At 41.6% G+C, this 24,530-nt stretch carries 17 protein-coding genes; 14 read left to right on the top strand and 3 right to left on the bottom strand.

Annotation, left to right across the window (positions count from 1 at the left end; translation table 11 throughout):
• Window positions 1-335: 335 nt before the first annotated feature.
• Together JKG61_RS11745 and JKG61_RS11740 are read left to right on the top strand one after the other, a co-directional pair.
• On the top strand, window positions 336-5,342 hold the full coding sequence (locus JKG61_RS11745; protein ID WP_202103167.1) for a DUF4132 domain-containing protein: 5,007 nt from the start codon (window positions 336-338) through the stop codon (window positions 5,340-5,342).
• Window positions 5,343-5,345: 3 nt separating this feature from the next.
• Window positions 5,346-5,759 carry a hypothetical protein gene (locus JKG61_RS11740; protein WP_202103166.1) on the top strand — a complete coding sequence of 138 codons (414 nt, stop codon included), beginning with the start codon at window positions 5,346-5,348 and terminating at the stop codon, window positions 5,757-5,759.
• A gap of 227 nt (window positions 5,760-5,986) precedes the next feature.
• Here JKG61_RS11740 and JKG61_RS11735 read toward each other — a convergent pair whose 3' ends face one another.
• The 3 genes from JKG61_RS11735 to JKG61_RS11725 all read right to left on the bottom strand — a co-directional run bounded on the left by JKG61_RS11735 (window position 5,987) and on the right by JKG61_RS11725 (window position 7,953).
• On the bottom strand, window positions 5,987-6,649 hold the full coding sequence (locus JKG61_RS11735; protein ID WP_202103165.1) for a hypothetical protein: 663 nt from the start codon (window positions 6,647-6,649) through the stop codon (window positions 5,987-5,989).
• 6 nt (window positions 6,650-6,655) lie between these two features.
• Entirely contained in the window at window positions 6,656-7,366 is a 711-nt protein-coding gene (locus JKG61_RS11730) for an outer membrane beta-barrel protein (RefSeq protein ID WP_202103164.1), read from the bottom strand.
• Window positions 7,367-7,524: 158 nt separating this feature from the next.
• Window positions 7,525-7,953: a nuclear transport factor 2 family protein gene (locus JKG61_RS11725; protein ID WP_202103163.1), complete on the bottom strand. Its 429-nt coding sequence runs from the start codon at window positions 7,951-7,953 to the stop codon at window positions 7,525-7,527.
• Between the two features lie 399 nt (window positions 7,954-8,352).
• On the opposite strand from JKG61_RS11725, the gene JKG61_RS11720 reads away from it, so the two are divergent.
• The 12 genes from JKG61_RS11720 to JKG61_RS11665 all read left to right on the top strand — a co-directional run bounded on the left by JKG61_RS11720 (window position 8,353) and on the right by JKG61_RS11665 (window position 24,484).
• Window positions 8,353-8,739, top strand: coding sequence for a RidA family protein (locus JKG61_RS11720; RefSeq protein ID WP_202103162.1), 387 nt, complete (start codon window positions 8,353-8,355; stop codon window positions 8,737-8,739).
• Complete coding sequence (locus JKG61_RS11715; protein ID WP_202103161.1) at window positions 8,739-9,710, top strand: 3-hydroxyacyl-CoA dehydrogenase family protein; 972 nt, start codon at window positions 8,739-8,741, stop codon at window positions 9,708-9,710. Before JKG61_RS11720 ends, JKG61_RS11715 begins: the two co-directional genes overlap by 1 nt.
• Before the next feature lie 4 nt (window positions 9,711-9,714).
• The gene (locus tag JKG61_RS11710; RefSeq protein WP_202103160.1) at window positions 9,715-11,031 is read left to right on the top strand and encodes an aspartate aminotransferase family protein; all 1,317 of its coding nucleotides are present in this window, start codon (window positions 9,715-9,717) and stop codon (window positions 11,029-11,031) included.
• A gap of 11 nt (window positions 11,032-11,042) precedes the next feature.
• A complete protein-coding gene (locus JKG61_RS11705; protein ID WP_202103159.1) occupies window positions 11,043-11,876 on the top strand; it encodes a 3-hydroxyacyl-CoA dehydrogenase family protein in 834 nt (277 codons plus the stop codon).
• Window positions 11,863-12,957 carry a dipeptidase gene (locus JKG61_RS11700; RefSeq protein ID WP_202103158.1) on the top strand — a complete coding sequence of 365 codons (1,095 nt, stop codon included), beginning with the start codon at window positions 11,863-11,865 and terminating at the stop codon, window positions 12,955-12,957. The genes JKG61_RS11705 and JKG61_RS11700 overlap by 14 nt, the downstream gene beginning before the upstream one ends.
• 11 nt (window positions 12,958-12,968) lie before the next feature.
• Complete coding sequence (locus JKG61_RS11695) at window positions 12,969-14,324, top strand: hypothetical protein (protein WP_202103157.1); 1,356 nt, start codon at window positions 12,969-12,971, stop codon at window positions 14,322-14,324.
• Entirely contained in the window at window positions 14,314-15,423 is a 1,110-nt protein-coding gene (locus JKG61_RS11690) for an alanine racemase (RefSeq protein WP_202103156.1), read from the top strand. The genes JKG61_RS11695 and JKG61_RS11690 overlap by 11 nt, the downstream gene beginning before the upstream one ends.
• Window positions 15,424-15,448: 25 nt before the next feature.
• Window positions 15,449-16,627, top strand: a complete 1,179-nt coding sequence (locus JKG61_RS11685) for a sialidase family protein (protein ID WP_202103155.1) — start codon at window positions 15,449-15,451, stop codon at window positions 16,625-16,627.
• A 150-nt stretch (window positions 16,628-16,777) separates the two neighbouring features.
• Entirely contained in the window at window positions 16,778-19,900 is a 3,123-nt protein-coding gene (locus tag JKG61_RS11680; RefSeq protein WP_202103154.1) for a SusC/RagA family TonB-linked outer membrane protein, read from the top strand.
• 14 nt (window positions 19,901-19,914) lie between these two features.
• The gene (locus JKG61_RS11675; RefSeq protein WP_202103153.1) at window positions 19,915-21,846 is read left to right on the top strand and encodes a RagB/SusD family nutrient uptake outer membrane protein; all 1,932 of its coding nucleotides are present in this window, start codon (window positions 19,915-19,917) and stop codon (window positions 21,844-21,846) included.
• 64 nt (window positions 21,847-21,910) lie between these two features.
• Window positions 21,911-23,065 (top strand): DUF5000 domain-containing lipoprotein, encoded by a 1,155-nt coding sequence (locus JKG61_RS11670; protein ID WP_202103152.1) that lies wholly within the window; start codon window positions 21,911-21,913, stop codon window positions 23,063-23,065.
• A 12-nt stretch (window positions 23,066-23,077) separates the two neighbouring features.
• Window positions 23,078-24,484 (top strand): DUF4998 domain-containing protein, encoded by a 1,407-nt coding sequence (locus JKG61_RS11665; protein ID WP_202103151.1) that lies wholly within the window; start codon window positions 23,078-23,080, stop codon window positions 24,482-24,484.
• Window positions 24,485-24,530: the final 46 nt, after the last annotated feature.

The following is a 24,530-nucleotide window of genomic DNA, read 5'->3' as shown; positions in this document are numbered from 1 at the left end:
TAAGTTGATTTTTTTATGACAGCCTAAATTGACTGAACAGTGTAAACTTACGATTAAATGTTAACTATTCTATACGATAGTTTGTTAAATTGATGTTAAATTGTGTGAAGGTAATGAAGTAGACAATTTATCAGCACAGCTATTTTACATTATGGGTACGAAGCTGATGAAAAATACGGATTGTAAACCAATTCGTGCGAATATAAGACCGAACCGATCCGTATGTGGTATTTTTCGTAGATTGTCTGGTAAGATTTATATTCTTAGCCATCCAATTAATTCGTTATTTTAGGGTGGACGTTATATTTCGATTTTCAACTTAATAACGACAACATATGATCCCTGCTGAGAAAGCTAGAGAATTTATAAACAAACACGATAGAATCGCTATTCCTAAGGAAGATTTTGAACGATTTTCTGAACCTTATAGAATACTGGGGCTTTATATAAGCAACCAGTTGTCTGAATATTATGACTACAGTGCCAATTTCCGTATGTATGAGGAGCAGTTTGGCACCGATCCAAAAACCAATCCCTGGAATACAAAGGAGGGAGGGGAGCTTGCAAACTTATTGTTCGGCACTAAGATGGGGCCTTATATCGTCCGGATATGGGACTTGATGGATCGTCTGCCTTTTCAGGATAGGTATAGCCGGAGACCGTTTCGGATAGATCCGTCAAGGGCGTATTCCAAAACGAAGCTGGGGCGGTTGAACTCCCTGTATTATGGTGGTTACACTTCTTTTAATACGATGGATCCGCTGGATCAGATGCAATACGATGTGTATCAGAATGTGCAGGATATCGGTCTGTATTATGCCTTATTATTGATGGATGAACCGCAGAAATATTATCCTTTGCTGGAGGAGATGTTTTTAGGGGAACATGAGATCGGTGGGGTATCGACAGAGCTCATAAGGGCCTTGCTCTTGACGGAGGACGATGCTAACCATTTGTTGGTTGAGAAGGTGCTATTGGCTGCACAGCAGCAGGAGGGATTGCGGCAGACCATACTGGAAACACTGGACTTTACTTCGGTTAAAGCGCTGAAGCGTTTTATACGTTTGATCCTGGAGCATAATCTAGTGCGTTTTTCGTCGGTGGTACGAGCAGTGGATACCTGGTTTGGGTTTGGATGGGAGGCTCCAAAGGCAGCTACGATAAAGCGCACGCTGGAGTTGGCGCTTCAGTTTTTGGATCATCCCGAGCAGGTCGAAGGCGCGTTGCAGAGTAAGGATAATCTGGAATTGTATGTCGCTCTATGGTCGAAAGCAATAGTCGATGTGGATGAAGCTAATGCGGCTGTTGTTCGGGTAGTTACGGATGAAAAGAGTGCTTTGGAATCCAAATTGGTTGCACTGTTTTTTATGCGGGAGACCGAACGGACGAATTCGGACCTGATCGATTATGCCGAAGCACATGCGGGCGAGGATATCGAGCTGGACTACTGGTTGTTGGTCAACTTATTTAAGCACGACATGTCGGACACACTATTGGCGAAATATATCGCTACTGCCGCCAAGTTGCCCTCTGCTGGAAAGACCTATACAGAGAGAGGATTCTCGTGGAAGAGTTATACCATAAAGCCAGAAAATATATATGACGGCTTATTCGACTACCTACAGCCGCATCAGTTTGTACTATTGGCAAATGACCTGGGCGCAGTTCCATCGAGTTCGCGCGAGAGGCTGATGCGTAAGTTGTTCCCGGATCATTATACCTACAGCTGGTCGTTCCAAAGCAATGGAGGAAAGGTTAGCCAGATGGATCTTCAGGAGGATGATTGGCAGCGCAAGGTGATCCGTCAGGCGATAGTAGACCGGAATACCTCGGTCTCGTTTACAGGGATTAATCTCATGCGTTCGGTATCTATTCTTGCAGAAGACATTGTCTTATTGGAGAGTTTGCTGACACGTAAAGGAAAGGAATTGCGGCAGGCCTCGATGGGGCTGTTGCTGCTGCAGCCAACAGATACCTTAAAAGATGTGTTGTCACGTTTGTTAGTTTCGTCGAGTGTAGATCAGCGCCTGGGTGGTCTTGAAATGCTGACGATGTTGCAGGATAAAGCAGAATGGGCGGACTTTATTCTAGAGCAGAAGGATAAATACGCTGCACGGAAGGCCGGAAAGAACGAATCTATTTTATTGGCCAAACTGGATCATACCGCTCAGGGATCAGCGTTTACGTTGGCGAATGGTTTCGGTGCGATAGACTATAGTGGACTGACGGATTTCAGACTGCCGAAACTTCAGTTTGAACAACCTAAAAAGAAGTTGCTGAGCTTCAAGAAATCTGATTTTCTTTTCCCGGAACTGATCGATGTCAAAAAGACCGTCAAAGGGATGAATAAGCTCTATGCCTTATTTGACGAAAACAGGAAGACAGAATATACTTACGAAGGGTATCAGGGATCTCAGGAAACCACAATGCTGATGAACTCGATAACTCATCTAAAACGGTTGGAAGAGGACAGTGACCCGATGCAGCGGCTGGATAACCTGCCTTTGGCTGATCTTTGGAAGTCTTGGTATAAGGAAGCCGGACTCAATGATTTTGAGCTTTATGCTGTAATATGGTACATCAGAAGTGTATACAACAGGCAAGAGACCCAAGCTGATCTAAAAGCATTTCAACGGCAATACATTCCTGAATTTGAAAGTCTTAATTATGATAAGGTCAACTATTTCTATTATAGTGATTCGAACAAGATAATAACGATATTGACGCATCTGTTGGATGCGTATGCAGATAAACCAACATGGACAGCGTACAAGCTGGATGTCCTCGAGGATAGCATAGCCCGTTTCTCGGAAGAGCTGAAAGGTATGACCTTTAATAATGTCGAATATTATTATAACCAGCAGCTGCTGTGGACTGATCTGATAGGCGCGATGTTCTATCCGATTATGGACGATGATTACGCATACTATGATGAAAAGCAATTGTTGCGCCTGTATCAATTGCGGTTATATATCACCGCCCAGCAGTTGGCACAAGGGAGATCTATCGAAAAGGTACAGGACGTGGTACCTTTCTTAAATAAGGTGTTTGATACGTCCAGTACTATAAAAGTGGAGACTCCGGGTTTTGAACTGCTGTTCAAAGCGTATAGCCTGCAGTTGATCAATAACGATGATCTGCTATTTCTATCCCTTTTGAATAAGGATTTATTTTTCCTGTTGGATGGGGGACAGAATTATCATACGCAACGCCTCAAGCATTATACCATGCCGGAAATCAACGGTCTGCTGAAGAAAAATATGTTGACGGTCGAACTGGAACGGGGCGATATGCCGACGGAAGCCTCGCCTTATATGGCTAAGATTCAGCTGGTGGAAGGGACCAGCTATTTCTTTGAGGTACTGCAGCGTATGGGGAAGGAAAATTTTGATCGGGGGTATAGCTACGGCGGGGGTACGGACAGGAAGTATACGTTTAGCCATATCCTAAAAAAATGCCGCCCTGCGGAAGAGGAGCTTTTCGGAGAATTTGCGAAACAGCTTAAAGCCAGTAAACTGGAGAAGAAACGACTGGTAGAGGTATCTTGCTACGCTACGCAATGGGCGGACTGGCTGGGGGACTACATGCAGATCCCAAGCCTGGAAGAGGCCGTATGGTGGTTCCTGGCGCATACGACGGATTATATGGATGCCGAAAAGGAAACTATTCTGTCGCGCTATTCGAATGTGCCTCGTAATGACTTCCAAAAGGGAGCGATCGATATCGATTGGTTCAAGCGGGTGTACGCCAATCTGGGCAAGGCCAATTGGAAATTGCTCCACGAATCGGCCAAGTACCTGTCGGATGGTATGGGCTACCGTCGGGTGAAAACCTATTCGTCCGTACTATTGGGGGAAACCAAGATTACGGAGACCTTGAAAAAGATCAATGAAAAGCGGGATAAGGACTATGTCATGGCATTGGGACTGATCCCTATATCCAAGGCTAATCCGGAGGGGGATCTGCTAAAAAGGTATACTATATTGCAGACTTTCCTCAAGGAAAGCAAGCAGTTTGGCGCGCAGCGGCAGGAGAGTGAAAAGAATGCGGTAGAGATTGGATTGGATAACCTGGCACGGAATGCGGGATTTGACGATAGCATACGTTTTGTATGGGCGATGGAAGGAAAGGCTACACAGCAGATCATGCAGGAGTCGGTGGTCGAGGTGGACGATGTGCGGGTGGAACTGGTCGTGAATGAGGAAGGTAAGGCGGATCTGCAGGTGAGCAGAAAGGATAAAGCGCTGAAGAGTATTCCGGACAAATATAAGAAGAACAAGCTTATTGAAGCGCTGAAAGATGGAAAGACGTATCTGACCAAACAGTTTTCGAGAACGAAGCTGGCGTTGGAAAATTCAATGTTACGAAGGGACAGATACTCGGTGGCTGAATTGAGGCAGATTATGGAACATCCGATCGTGAGGGCGATGCTCAGTAAGTTGGTGCTGTATATACCTAACACACAAAAGGCGGGCTTCTGGTCGGCGTCTGGTCTGATGGATACCGATGGTAAGGCGATAGTGGTGACGGATATGGACGAACTGGTGATTGCGCATCCTTATGATTTATTCCACTCGGTGCAATGGGATCTTTTCCAGCGCTATCTCTTTGTTAACGAGATGAAGCAGCCTTTCAAGCAGGTCTTCCGGGAGCTGTATGTGCCTACGGCGGATGAAATGGAGCAACGTACGCGATCGACCCGCTATCAGGGACATCAGATACAGCCACAGAAGACGGTAGCGCTATTGCGGGGACGTGGGTGGACAGTAAGCTACGAAGAGGGATTGCAGAAGGTGTTTCATAAAGAAGGCTATCTGGTAACGATGTTTGCTATGGCGGATTGGTTTACACCATCGGATGTGGAAGCACCGACACTGGAACTGATTTGTTTCTATTCGCTAAAAGACAGGTCTTTATTGCCGTTTGAGGCTATTGATCCGGTGATCTTTTCCGAAGTAATGCGGGATATGGATCTGGTGGTTTCTGTAGCGCATGTGGGTGAAGTGGATCCGGAAGCGAGCCATAGCAGTATGGAGATGCGGGCTGCCCTGGCCAGGGAGAGTGCACAGTTGTTTGGCCTGGATAATATTGAGGTCAAAGATCGTCATATTCTGGTGAGCGGTAAGTTGGCGGAGTACAGCATACATTTGGGCAGTGGTATGGTGAGTAAAGGTGGAAGGCAGCTGTCGATTATACCGGTGCACAGTCAGCATAGGGGAAGGGTGTTCTTACCGTTTGTCGATGATGATCCGAAATCGGCTGAGATAATCAGCAAAATGCGCTACCTGGCGCAGGACGACAAGATCAAGGATCCGACTATTCTGGAACAGATTAATGCTTAACTGATGGAGCTGACCTTACAATTAAAGCGACTGGGGAAGAAGAGGGTGATCAATGTTCCTTATCAGCTGGAGGAGGTGCCCGCTACCTTGAAAGAACTGATAACGGCATGCGTAGAGAATGAAGTACAACGATATAATCGTTACAGGGAAGAGATACCTTTGGTATCCTTCCTGAATCCGCAACAGATAGGTGAACAGGCGGAAGGGGGAAAGATTGCATTTAGTGATATCGATAACCTGGAAGAGGTGGCTATAAAGAAGGCCTTGGATACGGCGATACAGGCTTTTGAAGATGGCCTGTATGTGGTGTTTGTAGATGGTACGGAGCTTAAATCGCTGGATGCCCCGATTCACCTTAAGGATAAGAGTGAGGTGGCTTTTATACGGCTGACTTTTCTAGTGGGGATGAGGTATTGAGTTATGGAGTTATGAAGTGAACTTGTTATCGAGTTAACAAGTGTAGAGTTTATACGTCATTGCGCAAAGGCGGAACAGGCTCTCGCGAAGTCCCGAGTTTAGCCCGGGAACCTTGTGGTAGACCTGTTCCGATACATCGGAAGGTCTATGAACTGTATAGGGTTAATGTATTATTTTATGGAACAGGCCTAATGGAAAGTTAGGCCTGTTCTGTTTTGTAACTTACACTAGAATTGATAGGCTAGACCAATCGAACAATCTCGCCATATATCGCTGAGCACACGAAAATAGGAGTCTTTGACGTTCTCATCGGCTAGTTTGCTTTTTTTGTATTGAACTAACTGATTGAGTCTGGCTTCTATACCAAGGCCCTTGAAAAAGGTATAACGCCCTCCTGCATGAAGGCCTGAGGAAAAACTATTATATTTGATATCAGGCGATGGCATGATACCCTCTTCTATATCGAATGTAGTTTTTGTTTTCCCTTTTAACCCATCGACTTCGAGAAAAGCCGCAAACTTGCCATTATCGTAGAGATAGGATTGAACAAATAATCCAAAAGTATTAGTCGTAGATTTCTGTTCTTGCTCAACATAAACTCGTGTAGTTTCATTGGCGTTGACGATGGGAATAATTATGGACGTGGTGTTTTTGTTGACACCATATTGATACAAAGCTCCTAAGGCCCACATTTTGCTGATTTTGTAAGATATGCGAGGTGTTAAATTAAAGTCCCTGTAGATGTCATTTATTGGTGATAATGAATTATTTTTAGCTTCCTGTTTACTGAAATTGGTATGTGCTGATATTGTTATCTTTTTATCTTGAGCATAACTAACGCTGAAGATAAAAATACTGCTTAAAACGGTTAAAATGTAATATTTAGTCATGTTGATTTAGATTTTGAATAGTAAAGAAAGGTAAGTGTTCGCTAAAGGCGATTTTAAGAATTGGAAAGAAGTTGCTTTTTCTTCTCCGGTTTCTTTGAAAACGGAATCTTCGAAGGTATGGGTGATATTCGCTAATGAATGAAGCGATAGCTGCACCATGAAATTATCAGATATGGCATAGGAACCTCCAATTCGGAGGTCCGTATCTAGGTTTTTCTCTTTTTTAAAATGATTAGAAAAGGATTCCTCTTGGGTATAAGAGGTGGTATTGTTGACCGTGCGTTTAGATTTTTCATTATCAGTCCGTTGCAGGGCTAAGCTGGGAGCCAGCTCCACAAAGCCATTCCATCTGCTCTTATCGATAGGTAAGAAATAATGCCTGTAGAAAATGCCGTAAGCATTGTTTTTTACCTTTTCCTCAATTTTGTTGTAGGAACTAAAGTCGCTGTTGGTGTGTCGTGACTCTTGCAAGAGGCTTGTCTTCCTATGTTGATAGTTTAGCCCAAGGTAGGAATGTGCTGTGATTTTGTAGCCCAGCTGCACATTTAAACGGGGCGCTATTGTCTTTAAAGACGTATAAAATAACTGTCCGGTTGGTGGCTGGTCGTTTTGTTTGTTGGTGTAGGAACCGCCCAGTTCGAGGAGAAACTTTGTCTCTTGAGCATGGCTCATACTAAAACATGCTACTATAGCAAGCAAAGTAAGTGTTTTTTTCATAATCATGACTAATAATCGGGGGCAAAGTTACTTGTTTTCAATGAATTTAGAAATATCATTGCTTGATTAATCATGTTTATTATTCTTTCACTAGCAGCCTAGTGAAGCAGCCAGTATAAAACTGATGCTAATGATGGATATGAAGACTTCTCCGTTTCTTATGGGTAGGTCGTTACTACCTTGCTGATTTTCCATCCATTCGTAGACTGTAGCATGGTAACGTAATCGACGCGGGTGAAGTTTTCGAATTGCATGGACACTTTGGCTACGGACGTTTTGCCAGCTTGGTCTAATATCTCGTAATCGGTCTTACAGTTATATTGGATGCCTTTGTTCGCTTTTAAGAACCCTAAGTAGGCTGTTCTGTTAGAGACTTGGTTGCTGGCGGAATTGAGATATTCAAAATCTGCGGTGAACAGCTGCTTGTGGAAGTCGGTATTGCCCCGTGTAATAGCCTCTACATAAGTGAGGGTTATGGTTTTCGTATTTACGTCTTTTAGTGGGTTGACGGTTTCTCGGGCTGATACGTTAAATCCAGATGCGAACGTAAATAGGCTAGCGGTAATGATGGCGATGAGTTTGTACATGGTTGTTTTTTTATGTCGTTTGTTAATCTATTTTTTCCTGTTGATAAGACGCTTGGTATTTTTAAATGGTTGCATCTGTTATCACTTTGTTTCGTATTTGTTGATTCAAATGTAGGAGAGAATGGAGAGAAGAGAAATGGGCTTTCGATCAAAGGATCTTATTTTTCGGTTAAAAGCAGGAATAGTTAGGTGAAAACTTCGGGGGGGGGGCGATCGGCACTCTAGGTTTTGCCGGCCTTTGTTTTTTTGATGTCTTATAGAAAGTTGGTAACTAAAGTGCTTGAAAGGATAGATAAGATTTGCCGGAAGCGAGATTGAAAAATAGTGTAAGATTTTGATATAAATACATAGGCTTTCGGGGCAGATGTACCCTAGTTTTGGATAACTAAATGTAAAGCTATGGAAAAGAGAAAAATCATTCATCCAGATAGAGATTTAAATTTTGTAACCGGTGCATATTCTGATGCTGTGCAGATTGATGGACTCTTGTTTGTTTCGGGGCAGGCGAGTGTGGACTTCAAGCGTTCAGAGTTTGTACTTGGATCTATTGAAGAGGAGACAATACGAACTTTAGATAACATTAAACTTATTGTAGAGGCTGCTGGAGGTACTATGGATGACGTGGTCAAGAGTACGGTCCATCTGGCTGATATTGCTGATTTCGATCGCTTTAATAAGGTTTATGGAACTTATTTTAAGGGGGTGAGACCGGCGAGAACTACCGTACAGTCTGTATTAGCGGAAGGCATTAAAGTGGAAATTGATTGTATAGTTAAGTTGGGCTAATGGGAGAAAGAGGAATTGGAAATTGTATCGGTGTGGTAGGCTTGGGGCTGATGGGGAGCAGTATCATTGTATCCTTTTTGAGAGCAGGTTACCGTGTGATTGCCCTTACGCCATTGTTGGAGGAGCTGGAGATAGGGACTATCAGGATACGTGAGCAGCTCGATCTCTGTGCTAAGATGGGGCTACTACCTGAAAAAGTAGATTTTTTCTTTGATAGATATGAAGTTACGGCCGATTATGGCTTGTTGCAACAGTGTGGCTTGGTCGTTGAATGTGTTATTGAGATAGAGACTATAAAGAAGCAGGTGTATGAATTGGTCGAAGATCACGTGTTTGAGAATACGGTAATCGCCACTAATACGTCCGCGATCCCGATCAGTAATCTTCAGAAATACCTGAAGTATCCACAGCGTTTTATGGGGATACATTGGGCTGAACCGGCCTATGCTACGCGCTTTTTAGAAATCACCTGTGGAGCGGCTACATCTGTGATTATAGCCGAAATGATAAGGGATGAAGCGGAGAACTGGGGGAAGGAGCCGACTCTTTTGTATAAAGATATCCGGGGTTTTATAACCAATAGGTTGATGTATGCCGTGTATCGGGAAGGATTCGCACTGATAAACAAGGGATGCATCTCGATGGCAGGGCTGGATAAATGTTTTCAGCACGACATGGGGGCTTGGGTAACATTGATGGGCATTTTTAGGCGTATGGATTTTATGGGACTACAGGATTATCTGAAAACATATCATCATTTGTTTCCCAAGCTCAGTAATCGCCAGGATGTACCTCAGCAAATGGAAGAGATATTGGAAAAAGGAGGAAGAGGGATTCATAATCTGACAGGGTTATATCCGCATACGGAAGATTCTGTTAGGAAATTGGAACAGGACTTTTCTAATTTCAATGAAGAGATATATCACTTGTCCGATCGGTATAGAAAGAAACTAAATGATCTTAATTTGTAATCTGATGCAAGAGTATACGTATTTAAAATCTAAGGAGCTATTGGAAAGGGCGTGTAAAGTACTCGCTGCGGGAGTATCTTCCGAATTTAGAAAATATAATCATCCTCATGCTTTATTTTATAGTCATGGGAAAGGATCTAGGATATATGATGTGGATGGAAATGAATATATTGATTTTACACTAAGTCAGGGACCGTTGATTCTGGGACACTCGCATCCAGCGCTATTAGGGGATATTGCTAACTATAGTGAAATGGGGCAGCTTTATGCCGGTCAACATATACAGGAGGTTGAACTTGCAGAAGCGCTCAATCGTTTGATTCCTTGTGCGGAGCTGATGCGATTTTGTCTAGATGGTTCTGAAGCTGTGCAAACAGCCTTAAGGGTGGCGAGATCAAAAACGGGGAGACAGCTTTTTTTACGTTTTGAAGGGCATTATCACGGATGGCTGGATAATGTGGCTTATGGTCTGGGGCATCCTCAAGGCGAATCGATGGGCGAACGGAATGATCCACAGGTGTTTCCTTGGAGTGCTGGTCTAGCCGATAACAGTAGGCGTGAATTTATCATTATTCCTTGGAACGATGAAAAGCTTTTGGAGCAAACAATTGTAAAATATAAAGACGATCTGGCAGCGGTGATTACGGAACCCGTCATGTGTAACAATGGCTGTATAATGCCCAGACCAGGATACTTGGAGAAAATGAGAGGATTGACCCGACAATTTGATATTGCTTTTATCATGGATGAGGTAATAACGGGGTTTAGAATGGGGTTGTCCGGTGCACAGGGCTATTTTGGAGTAGAACCTGATATGGCAATTTTTGCTAAAGCAATGGGATCTGGGTACCCTATATCCGCAATTGTAGGCAAAAAGTCATGGATGGATGAGATTGCCACGGGGCGTGTGATCCATGCTGGCACCATGAATGCCTCGAACCCTACGGTAGCGGCCGCGCTTTCCACGATCCGCATTTTGGAAAGTGATGCGCATGTTTACGAACGTATCTTCAGACTTGGATTAAAGCTCAAGGAGGGACTCATAGTCTTGAATAAAACCTATGGCCAAAATATGCTGGTGCAGGGACCAGGTCCCATGCTGAATACCTCGTTTACCGATTTGAAAGAAGTCTACGAATTTCGGGATGTACTACAGGCCGATAAAAGAAAACTAGGGGTTTTTGTGGCAAAACTTCACGATAGGGGAATACGGATAATAGGACGGGGGCTTTGGTATATTTCTGCTGCTACAACGGATAGCGATGTGGAGGCTGCTCTGGTCGCTGTAGGAGAGGTACTCAAAGAAATGAAAACCAGCTAAATCAATGACGTATGTGTGTGAATGATAATCCACGACTGTTGGTTGCTGGTAAATCGGCTACGGCCCGTGACTTTTATGAACAGTTGCGTCAGGAGGACTTTGATGCTGACTTTGTAGAGGAGCCTTTTATAACAGGAAGTAGGTATGACGTAATCTTTGTATTTACAGTAGATGATTTGAACGACAAATGTTTATGGATTAATGGACTGCAAAATGCTTTGTCGGCGAATGGTTTTATATGTGTGAACGTAGACGGTATTAGTTTGGAAGAAATTCAGGCCTATGTCCATGCGGAATTGATCGGTGTGAATTTCTGTTATCCTATTACGGCTTCACCGTTCATGGAAATAATAGAAACAGCACAAAATAAAAAGGAGTGTGTGGATGTGTTGTTCCATTGGGCAAAAGAAAGATTGAATAAGGATCCCTATATCGTTAGAGGCGGTGTCAGTGTGCGGGCTTATATGTTGGCAGCAATGACCCGCGAAGCATTTTACCTGGTGGATAAGGGCTATGCGAGTATAGAGAGTATTGATCGGGCATGCCGTAATGATGCTGGCTATTACCTTCCGTTTACGGGCAACTATCTGTACATGGATCTAATGGGGACTCAAGCATATGCTATGGTTATGAAAGATCTGAATCCGGAGCTGTCAAATATGAAAGAGGTTCCGGAGTGGTTTGAGGCTATGATTAATAAGGGAGAGATGGGCATGGAAAGTCTATCGGGGTTATATAACTATAGCGCAGGGGATTTCGAAAAGTGGGAGCGCATTGTTAGGGAGTTTTCGCAGGAAATAAATGAACTGATAATCAAATATAAAAAGGAATATGCAGAGGGATAGCCGTAATCAACGTTTTTTGGTGGATGCTCATCTGGATCTGGCCATGAACGCTATAGAATGGAATAGGGATCTGACCCAATCCCTAGAACAGATCCGACAGCGGGAGCTGTTTAAATCTGATAAGCCGGATCGGGGTAATGGTACCGTATGTCTGCCGGAATTGCGAAAGGGAAATACCGGATTGGTAGTTGCCACGCAGTTGTCCAGGGTATCTCCTCCGGGATCTAAACTGGCAGGATGGAATTCGCCACAACAGGCCTGGGCGATGACGCAGGCGCAATTGACTTGGTATAGGGAAATGGAAAAGTTGGGTGAAATGAAGATGATCCAAAGCAGATCTGACCTAGAGAATCATTTGACCTACTGGAATGATGGCACGCCGAATGCAGCTAAAGCTGTAGGTTATATATTAAGTCTTGAAGGTGCTGATTCCTTAGTTAATATCGATTATCTACATGAGGCTCACGCTTATGGACTACGTGCAATAGGATTATCGCATTTTGGACCAGGAAGATATGCTCCTGGTACACGGATGATGGGACCGCTCGATCTTAAAGCACGCCAGTTATTAAGGGAAATGGGTAAACTGAATATGATACTAGATGTAACCCACCTTACGGATGAGAGTTTTGAGGAGGTAATGGATATTTATGAGGGGCCTATATGGGCTTCACACCATAATGTCAGGAAGATCGTTCCAAATCAGCGACAGCTAACAGATGAGCAGATAAAAAAGCTGATCGCCCGTGGAGCGGTAATCGGAGGTATGCTGGATTGTTGGGCAATGGATATCAGGTTTATAGATACCGTATCGGATCCATGGCAGTTGGACATCAAACTGGAGGCTCTGGTCGATCACTGGGATCATATCTGTCAACTTGCGGGAAATACAAAAAACATCGGTATCGGCTCTGATTTAGATGGTATATTTGGGACGGAACAGTCGCCATGGGACCTAAACAGTATAGCAGACCTGCAGAAATTTGATTCTATTTTATTGAATAGGGGATACTCAGATGAAGATATCGATGGGATATTTCATGGTAATTGGTTATCTTTTTTACGAAATTATTTAAATTAAAACCGAAGATTATGTTGTATGCAAATGCGTGCCAGATCGATGTTACCCCTTCATTAGGAACCGTTATCAACGGAGAGTTTACCTGCAGATATGCTAGTGAAATAGCAGATCCTCTTTATGCTAAAGCTATTTACCTACGGTATGAAAATGTAAAGATTTTACTGATTGTGGTGGATATCTGTGTGATGAAACGAGAGTTTCTAGATCCTATAAAAGTTGAAATCGAAAGACTAACCGGTATTTTGGTTTCGAATCAAATGATATCGAGCACACATTCGCATTCTACAGGATCGGTTGCTGACCTCCTCTTGGCACATGCTGATCTTGCTTACCGAGATTTATTATCTACTAGGTTGGTTGAGTTGGCTGAGATTGTCGTCGAGAATCCGAAACCAGTTAAGGTTGCCTTTGGCCAGGTTAGTATGCCTGAACACGTGACCTGTAGACGCTATACAATGAATAGCTCATATCAACCGGTAAATCCGGTCTCGGGGACTATCGACCAAGTGAAAACAAATCCGTTTGGTGCGGAGCAAAAAATAGTCGGGAGAAATTCACAACCCGATGGAGAACTCTGTTTTATGGGGATTCAGACAATGGAAGGTGAATGGTTGGCTGTACTGGCGAATTATGGTCTTCATTACGTAGGAGACTGTCCGCGTAGCGTAATCTCGGCAGACTATTTTGGTTATTTTGCCAAAGCAGTAAAAAAGCAATTGGGTAGCGAAGATATGGTGGTGGTGATGAGCAATGGTACGAGTGGGGAAGTTAATATTTGGGACTTTATAGAGGGAGACCGCTATCCAAAAGAAGATCATGCTAAAAGCGAGTTTATAGCGAATGATCTAGCCTTAGCCCTGAAGAGACGGACGGAGAATTTAGTATGGGAAGTAGCTCCACGACTTGGTTGTAGTACTGTCGATATTGAACTCCGTAAAAGGTGTATTCCGGCTGCAACACTTGAAAAAGCAAAACGTTTGGTAAATAATACAGATTATGAACTGGTAACTTATCAGGATGAAGATCTTTATGAGAAGGTGTATGCCCGTGAACAGGTGCTGTTGGAAGCACAGCCAGATTCAGTTTTATTTCCCATCCAGTGTCTTAAAATTGGTGATACGTTGATAGGGGCATTGGGTGGAGAATTTTTTGCGGCTACTGGGTTAGCGTTGAAAGAGGAGTTTCCACAATATTTTACGGTCACAATGGCTAATGATTATGTGGGCTATGTACCACCTCTACGTGAATTTGATTTTGGAGGATACGAGACTTGGAGGGCTAGGTCTTCTTTTTTGGAAGAAGGAGCAGAGAAGCGAATTAAGGTAGCACTGATAGAACTTATAAAAAAATGTAGCCATGGAAAATAAGAATATGCTATCTAACTATTGGATCAAAGACGGATCAGCTATATTAACACCTAATCTTTTACTTTATCCAAATCTTGTTAAAGCGAATATAAACTTGACTTTGCAAGGATGTAAAGTTGAAAATCTAAGACCACATATTAAGACTATTAAAAATAGAGAATTGGTTCAAACGCTTTTGGAAGCAGGGGTAACTAAGTTTAAATGTGCGACGCTTAGTGAGGCTAGACTTCTTGCTGAATTGGGTGCAGCAGATGTGCTGTTAGCTTATCCGTTGGTGGGGCCGAATATCACTGTGTTTTTAGATTTAGTCGTTAAATTTCCTACAACATTGTTCGGTGCCTTGGTTGACTCTATTGATGGGGGCCAGATTCTTAACGAACAGGCTATGGGTAGAAGAGTCATGGTCGATGTATTTATTGACCTGAATCTAGGTATGAATAGAACAGGGGTATCTCTAGTTGATGCATTTGAAACTGGAATAGAGATTTCTAAACTGTCAAACTTAAACATCGCTGGGTTACATGGATACGATGGGCATATACAAGATACCGATCTGATTGTACGGTACAATAAAGTAAAACCTGTTTTGGACCAAGTATTGAACCTTTACAAATCGTTGGAGGAAGCTTTACACAGTAAACTCAAACTAGTGTTAGGTGGATCCAATACATTTTCTATTTATCGGGAGTTGCCTTTTGTAGAATGTAGTCCCGGAACATTTATGCTGTGGGATTGGGGATATCAATCAACTTTGAAGGAACAAGCTTATCACTGCGCTGCTATCTTGGTATCACGGGTGATTTCTAAGCCAACGAAGTCAACACTATGTTTGGATCTGGGGCATAAGGCTATTGCCGCCGAAAATAGTATCAATAAACGGTTGCACATTATCGGACACAGTGATTGGCAGCCGATTTCGCAATCGGAAGAGCATCTGGTGGTGGAAGTGCCAACCAGCGAATGGCCCAATGTCAGTATAGGAGATATGCATTATATAATTCCGTATCATATCTGTCCTACAGTTGCTAAATATCCATGTTATCAGGTGGTTGATAAAGGTGTAGTTGTCGAGCAATGGCCTATTGCTCAACGGTATTGAAAAAGCTAATTAATAAATCTATATTATGAAAAAGATATTAAGTTTCATCAGTTTATTGCTTGTCGTTTGCTGTTTTACGACAAACGCACAAAAGAAAGCAAATAAAACTAAAGTTAAATGGGAAAAAGTCAAGGATATTGTAATCTATAAAGATAGCCTTTTTTATGCGTCGTTTCCATCAATTGTAAAGACCAAAGGTAATAATTTCCTACTGGCATTTAGGAGAGCTCCTGAAAGACGCATATTTGGCGAAGGGTATACAATGCATGTAGATCCTAATAGCTATCTGGTTCAAATGACTTCTAAGGATGGTGAAAATTGGGCAAAGGAGCCTCAATTACTATATGCACATGCCTTTGGCGGATCTCAAGATCCTTGCTTGCTGACATTGCGTGATGGCACTTTGCTATGTGCTAGCTACGGATGGTCTTTTTTACGGGAGGATGGCAAGAAGAAGCTAAAGGGGACACATTTTCATTCCAATGATGGGACATTTTTAGGAGGTTATCTAGTTTCATCTCGGAATAATGGGAAAACATGGCAGGGACCAATCTATCCCCCAGCTATTTCTCAAGAGGTGAATCACGACATGTATGGCAATAAAGTTCCGGTTTATAATAGAGGTGCATTAGTTGAAGGGAAAAACGGTAGACTCTATTGGGTCGTAGCAGCTACAGATAATGCGGAGACTAAAAAAACATCTAATTACCTAATGGTGTCTGATGATAAAGGGAAAACTTGGAAATACCAAGCTGTAGTAGCACAGGATCCGAAGATATCATTTAACGAAACCTCTATTTATGAAACACCGAAGGGCGATCTGGTTGCTTTTCTGCGTACTGCAGGTTATGACGATCAAGCTTGTATAGCACGATCGACAGACAGAGGTAATAGCTTTGAATGGAAAAGTATGGGCTTTAAAGGACATCCACTACAGGCATTACGATTACCAGATAATAGAGTCTTGATTGTATATGGATATAGACACAAACCTTTTGGTATTAGGGCACGTGTACTAAATGCAGAGTGTACAGATTTTGAAACATCAGAAGAGATTGTTCTTCGTGATGACGCTGGTTCCGGAGACATCGGTTATCCATGGGCAGTACAGTTAGATAAGAATAAGGTCCTAGTAACCTATTATTTTAATAAGGAAAATGGTACTAGATACATTGCTGGTACGGTACTCGAAGCAAAGAAATAACAGCTAACCTACATCTATTTACGAATTGAAATATTGTATACATATCAAATAGGAAAGTACTAGATGCCTTATCTTATACTTTTTACTTTTGAAAAATAAGATAAATTACAATGTTTTCTAAAAAAGAAATCAAAATTTAAACTTGGATTTATGAAACAATTATTCAAACCTGGTTTTCTTTCCGTTCTTCAGGTACTGGCTGTTTTTTTATTGCTTATACCACTTGATGGAAGTGCTCAATCTATGACAGTTAAGGGAAGTGTAAAAGATGAAGCAGGAAAACCAATTTCCGGAGCAACAGTTACCATTGTTGGTAGTTCCAAAGGAGTGCTTACAGATGAAGCGGGGATGTTTACGATAGAAGTTAAATCGTCTGATCAGCTTCTTGTGTCTTACATCGGAAAGGAAAGCAAAACGATTGCTATTGAAGGTAAAACCGAGCTGAATGTAGTTTTAAAAGAAGCTCCAGATGAACTTGATGAAGTCACTGTTGTAGCATTTGGTCAACAAAAGAAAGAAAGTGTCGTTGGTTCGATTACAACAGTAAAACCAGGTGATTTAAAAGTGCCATCGAGCAATCTGACGACCGCGTTGGCTGGTCGTGTTGCTGGAATGATAGCCTTTCAACAAAGCGGTGAGCCTGGGGCTGACAATGCAGACTTTTTTATAAGGGGGGTAACTAGTTTTGGTTATTCCAATAGGCCCTTAATATTGGTTGATGGAGTAGAAGTCCCTGCTACTGAATTGGCACGATTGCAAGTGGATGATTTAGCAAGTTTTTCGATTATGAAGGATGCCTCCGCAACCGCTTTATATGGTGCTAGAGGAGCTAATGGTGTTATTTTAATTACGACGAAAGAGGGCCGTGAGGGTAAAGCTAATATTTCCCTTCGTTATGAGACATCGGCTTCCCAACCTACGAAAAACATTGAGTTAGCTGATCCCATTACCTATATGAAGCTGGCCAATGAGTCTAGTCTTACAAGAGGGAGAAATAGACAATATTTATGGGAAAAGATAGAACGGACAGCAGAGGGCGCGGACCCAATGATCTACCCAGCTACGGACTGGCAGTCGCTAATGTTGAAAGATAGAGCATTTAATAATCGCTTGAATTTGAATGTGAGCGGAGGAGGTAAAGTCGCAAGGTATTATGTTGCAGCGACATATAACAAGGATAATGGTATGCTTAAAGTGGATCAACGTAATAACTTTAACAATGGTATAGATTTGAAAACTTATGGTTTGCGGTCAAATGTAAATATTAATTTGACAAAGTCTACTGAAGCGATTGTAAGGTTGAATACAACGTGGACAGACTATACGGGACCTTTAGGTACTGCAGCAGACTTTTATAAACAGATTATTCGTACAGATCCAGTATTATTTCCAGCTTTTTATGAGCCGGACGAAAAGAACTCGACTACAGAGCATATTTTATTCGGAAATTCAGGCTCGGGCAATTACCTAAATCCATATGCTAATCTTATGAAAGGTTATCGAGATTATACGAATGCCATGTTTTTGGCACAATTCGAGGTGAAGCAAGATTTGGATTTTATTGTCAAAGGTTTGAAAGCTAGTGCAATGTATAATACTACGCGTTATAATTATTATCAAGTCTCTAGAATGTACAGTCCTTTTTATTACGGTATTTTAAATTATGATAAAAATACTAGCAAGTATACCTTGTTAAATCTTAATCCTACAGAGGGAAAAGAGTATTTAAGTTACAGTGAGGATTCAAAACAAATTACTTCTGAAGATTACTTCCAAGGAATTTTAAGTTATAGTACGGATATTGGAGAGCATCATGCGTTAAGCGGAATGTTGGTTTATAATATGCAAAACAAAATTTCTGCTAATGCAGGCAGTTTGCAAAATTCTTTGGCAAGGAGAAACTTAGGGTTAGCTGGACGCTTTACTTACGCGTTCCAGAGCAAATACTTTTTGGAAGGAAATTTTGGATACAATGGTTCGGAACGATTTGCTAGTGAGCATCGTTTTGGATTCTTTCCTTCTGTTGGAGCAGCATGGTATGTGTCGAGAGAACCTTTTTGGAAAGGAGAATTACAACACATTGTTACTAATTTCAAGCTGAGGGGTACCTATGGTTTGGTTGGGAATGATGCTATAGGAAGCTTGGAAGATCGTTTCTTTTATTTATCGGAGGTCGATCCGAATATTTCTAGTGCAGGTTACACATTTGGAAGTGAATTTGGAAATAGAATAAATGGTGTTTCAGAAGGACGTTTAGAAAACCGGGCAATTACCTGGGAAACTTCTCGCAAATTGAATCTTAGTGCAGAAGTTGGTCTTTTCAATTTGGCAAATCTTGTTGTCGATGTCTACAAGGAGAATAGATACAATATCCTTATGGACCGTGCGCATACACCTAATACCATGGGAGTAGTCGTGTTACCTCAAGCTAATGTAGGTAAAGCTGATAGCAAAGGAATTGATGTTTCATTGGAAGCGAATAAGAACTATTCCAGCGGTTGGTTTATTTCAGGGCGAGGCAATTTTACCTATGCCGAAAGTAAGTTCGTAAAATATGAAGAGCCTGATTACACTAGATTTCCATGGCGATCGAGAATCGGATTGCCAATAGGTCAGCAGTTTGGTTTTGTGGCAGAACGTCTATTTGTAGACGATGCTGAGGCGTATAATTCTCCTGAGCAGTTTGGAGAAGTATTGGGTGGAGATATCAAATATAAAGATATTGATAATGACGGTGTAATTACCGATTTAGACCAAGTACCTATAGGTTATCCAACTGTACCAAAAATGACTTATGGTTTTGGACTTTCCTTGGGATACAAAGGAGTTGATTTTTCTACTTTTCTTCAAGGCTCGGCAAAGTCTTCATTTTGGATAGATGCTGCCGCTACGGCACCATTTGTTTCGCTTGCCTCTGGTCAAAAAAACCAGCTACTTCAAAGTTATGTGGACAGTCATTGGGCTGAGGATAACAGGGATCTTAAAGCATTATGGCCACGATTCAATGATATTGCGAGTGCGAATAATACTAAAGTGAGTACTTGGTTTATGCGTAATGGTAATTTTTTACGAATCAAGCAGGTTGAAATGGGATATACCTTTAAAGGAAGCTTGAGCCAAAAAATAGGTATAGAAAAGATTAGAATGTATGTAAACGGTACCAATTTATACAATTTTTCAAAGTTCAAGCTTTGGGATGTAGAAATGGGTGGAAATGGCTTAGGTTATCCATTGCAACAGGTTTATAATTTTGGAATTCAATGTTCACTATAAATTAAGTGTCAGTCATGAAATTAACAATAAGATTAGTTTTAATTACTATAGTCAGCATTTCGGTTTTCGGTTGTCAAAATTATCTGGATGTGGTTCCGGACAATGTTGCCACCATAGACGATGCTTATAAGGATAGGGTAAGTGCGCAAAGGGCACTGGCCACCTGTTATAATCATATACCCCGCAATGGAACACGCCATGAGCCTGGATTTGCAGCTGGGGACGATATATGGATACATGAATTCTTGGATAAAGGAGGGGTAGGTGATCGATGGAGACAATATTATCGCGAGCTGGCTGTCAATGGAAATAATGTGAACCGACCGTTGTATAGCTATTGGCACAATATCGAAGGGGGGAGACCATTATGGAAAGCCATTCGGGATTGTAATATGTTTATTGACAACGTTCACAAAGCTAGGGACTTGGATAGCTACGAGCGTGAAGAGTGGATTGCTGAAGTAAAAACATTGAAAGCTTACTATCATTTCTATATGATGCAATTGTATGGGCCCATACCAATCGCTAAAGAAAACTTTCCAGCAACTGCAAGCTCTGAGGAATTGATGGTTTTTAGGGAACCTATTGATGAAGTTGTGGACTACATTGTACAACTGTTGGATGAAGCTATTCCAAGTTTGGATCTGAAAGTAAATAATATGATTTCTGATGCGGGACGTATTACTAAACCAATTGCCGCAGCAATAAAAGCCAAAGTATTGGTGACTGCCGCCAGTCCTTTGTTTAATGGTAATCAAGATTATACGACTATGCTGGATAAACGTGGTGTTGCTTTATTCAACAGCGTAGAGGATCCTAATAAATGGATTTTGGCGGCGCAGGCAGCGAAGGAGGCAATCGATATCGCGCATGAGGCAGGGATTAAATTGTATCATCATCAGACGACTTTTAACGTAACCGATGAGACGCTGGGGGTGATGCAAGTGAGCCAGATCGTGGCGGACAAGTTCAATGAAGAACGGATATGGAGCTTGTCAGATTTTAACAGCAGCAGCACGAATATTCAAAATCTTGGATTGGAATTGCAGACGATACCCAGACTACACGGTGACCATGCAAATGTGGTGTATCAATGGTTTGTGCCTACCCTTAAAATGGCAGAATTGTTTTATTCGAAAAATGGCGTACCTATAGAAGAAGATGTAGACTATGCTTACGATGATCGGATGAGCATTACTTTAGTTCCAAAAGAGCAGGAGGCTTACATGCAGCCAGGGTATCGTACTATTGGTTTGCATTTAGATCGCGAGCCTAGATTTTATGGTAGTTTAGGTGTAGATGGGGGATGGTGGTTTGGTTTGGGGAGAACAAACGAAAGTGATCAATGGCCGTTGGATTTCAAAGCTAAATCAATAACTGGAGGTATGATTGGTAACCAGCGTTATTCTACTACGGGTTATTATATCAAAAAGCTATCCAATTTTATGTCGGCTTATACAGGCAAGGATGCGTATGTTGGAAAGCCATTTGATTTTCCATTAATCAGGTTGGCAGATCTATACTTATTATACAGTGAGGCGCTAAATGAGAATTTGAATGCACCAACTCCCAAAGTATATGAATATATTGATCAAGTTAGACAACGGGCTGGTTTGGAGGGGGTTGTCGAGTCTTGGGCAAAACACTCGAACAATTCACAAAAGCCAACTACTAAAGAAGGGATGAGAGCAATCATTCGTCAAGAGCGAAATATTGAACTAGCTTTTGAGGGGCAACGTTTTTGGGACTTACGCCGCTGGAAGAAATCCATTGAGTATATGAATCAGCCGGTCCGAGGATGGAATATCGAAGGTGAAACACCACAGGAATTTTATCAAGTGATTACACACAATCGCAGTCAATATACATTGCGGGATATACTATGGCCAATCATGCAGGACGAGATATTACGGAATAAAAACCTGGTACAGAACCCTGGTTGGTAGAGTAGTGTTATCCCGAGCATATCAAGAGATCTAAAGAAATAGAAGTCATATAATAGATATAGTTATGAATAAAAATATAATATACCTGATCTTACCGTTCCTTGTGTGGGGATGTGGGGAAGATTATATAGGACAGTACGCCCTGGATGATGTGCCACCGGGAGCGGTATCGGGTGTGTCCGTAGAGAATATTCCGGGAGGAAGCGTCATCAGCTACACGGTACCGGCAGATGAAGATTTTTCTTATGTCAAAGCGGTGTACACTATCAATGGAAAAACTAAAGAGCAAAAATCATCGGTCTTTAATCGAAAAATAACATTGGACGGCTTTGGTAAATCTCAAGCTCAGCAAATAGAAATAACAGCATACGACAAAAGCGAAAACGCGTCTACCCCTGTTAAAGTAGATATTCAGCCTTTGGATGCTCCGGTATTTGAAATGATCGAGGGAGTGACAATCAAGGATGATTTTGGAGGAATACGCATCGATTGGCAGAATCCTTTCAAATCAGATGTAGTACTGACTGTATTGACAACCACAAATAAATATGGAGGCGAAGAATGGACAGAGGCAGATCGATTTTACTCGGCTGCTGTAAAAGGTGGAGCAAATGTTCGCGGATACAATGATGCAGAGCGTGTTTTTGGTTTATATTTTAGGGATCGTTGGGATAACTTCTCCGATACGTTGTATATAAAAGCACATCCATACTATGAGGAAATGTTGGATAAATCTAAGTTTCGGCGTTGGAATCCATCAGGAATACCTTACAATGATGCTGGTTTTCCTATTACGAATCTCTGGGATAAGACGGATGCATTATTTGCCAGTGTAACCAACGACCATACCTTCGATATGGGACAGTCAGCAACGCTGAGCCGAATAAATATTCGAAATCGGCCTGAGGAAAATCTGTTATATAACTTTGCGCATCCTAAGAAATTTCAGATTTGGGGCTCTAACCACCCTAATGTTAATGCGGATTTCGGGACTTGGACATTATTAGGTGAGTTTGATTCATTCAAGCCTTCTGGATTGCCTTTTGGTAAAGTTAATGATGATGATTATAACTACGGATTTGTCAATGGGGAGGAATGGAACTTTCCTAAGGATATTCCACCTGTTCGCTATATACGTTTTTATGTGATCGACACCTGGGGCGGTACACTATATACGCAGGTAGTAGAAATGACTTTGTGGGGAGAGACTAAAAAATAAATGTTTTAAGATATGAAGACTACCATTAAATATATATTGTGGAGTTGGTTTTTCCTTCTCTTTTTTATTTCTTGTGATCGTATGAATGATCTACATGATGAATATCTTCAAAGGGGAGAGTCGAGTTACTTGGCTAGAATTGACGAAGTTAAGATTAATTCGGGAAAAAATAGAGCAGAGCTCGTCTTTGTAAATAAAGACGCAAAAGCAAGAACGATGACAATTTACTGGCGTTCGCGTACGGATTCATTAGTTTATACCATACCTGAAAATAGTGTTGGTAAAGAGTTAAAGGTACCGATAAATGACCTTCCCGAAGATTTTTTGACTTTTGAGTTGATAACAAAAACGAGCGATGGCAAAAGTAAATCACTCACCTCGGAACTTTCGACAAGAATTTATGGAGATGCTTATCAAACAAGTTTAAATAATCGTTTAGTTGATAAAGCGGTATACTTAGAATCAGCAAATGAACTCGATATTAGTTGGAAGGGCGTTTTTGAAGGGGCGGTTAATATTGGTGTTGAGTATGAAGGAACAGATGGAGCCACAAAAAAGGTAAAACTACCAATTGAGCAGCGTTCTATTCTCTACCTCAATATGTATAATGGTGATTTGAAATATAGAACAGCGTATGTGCCAGAGGAAAGTGCTTTAGATACTTTTTATTCAGAATATAATGATCTTCCTTTTTCTGAATTATATGTTATTGAAGGGTTAACTTTTAATGGAACGAATCAATATTTGAGAATTCCTAATCACGCCGATTTTAATATCAATTCAGGTGAGGTATTGAGTATTTCCCTTTGGGTGAAAACACCAGTTGGTAATACTACACAGCGGCTATTAATGAAACGTTACACTTCATTAACTGCAGACCCAGTCAATGGAAATACGGGCTATGGTATAGCACCTTTATCAGATCGACGAATGTATGCCGACTGGTATTATAGGAACAATACTAATCCAAATCCTGGTGGAGGTTCTAACGTGCTCTCTGCTAATAATTATTTTCCGCTAGATACATGGATGCATTTAACAGCAATTTTCAATTCTTCTACCAAACAAATTAAATTATATCAAAATGGAAACCTTGTAGGAACCAGTACATTACCTGCTGCAGTACCTGCTAATCCGGCAATTGTTAGTGTATCTGATGTTTTTGTTGGTGTATGGCAAGATCCTTATCCTTCATTGCAAGGTTATTTCAAAGGTGAAATTGCACATTTGCGATTTTGGAAGAAAGCACTTAGTGCTGAGGAAATTCTAGCTGATATGATTACTCCTGTTACTGCTCAAACTCCTGATTTGGTTGCGGGGTTTGATTTAAGGAAAATAATGGGTACGGGAACAAATTTAACTATCTCGGATATTAAAGGCAAACATACAGCGGTATTGAGCGGATACAGTAAACCGTAATATTAAAATTGTCTATTTATACGAGAAACTATAGAAATGAAATAAT

Origin of the sequence: Sphingobacterium faecale, from assembly GCF_016746095.1 — a bacterium.
Taxonomy (GTDB): Bacteria; Bacteroidota; Bacteroidia; order Sphingobacteriales; family Sphingobacteriaceae; genus Sphingobacterium; species Sphingobacterium faecale.
Note: the sequence above shows the minus strand (reverse complement) of the source record. Positions and strands in the feature narration are given on the sequence as shown.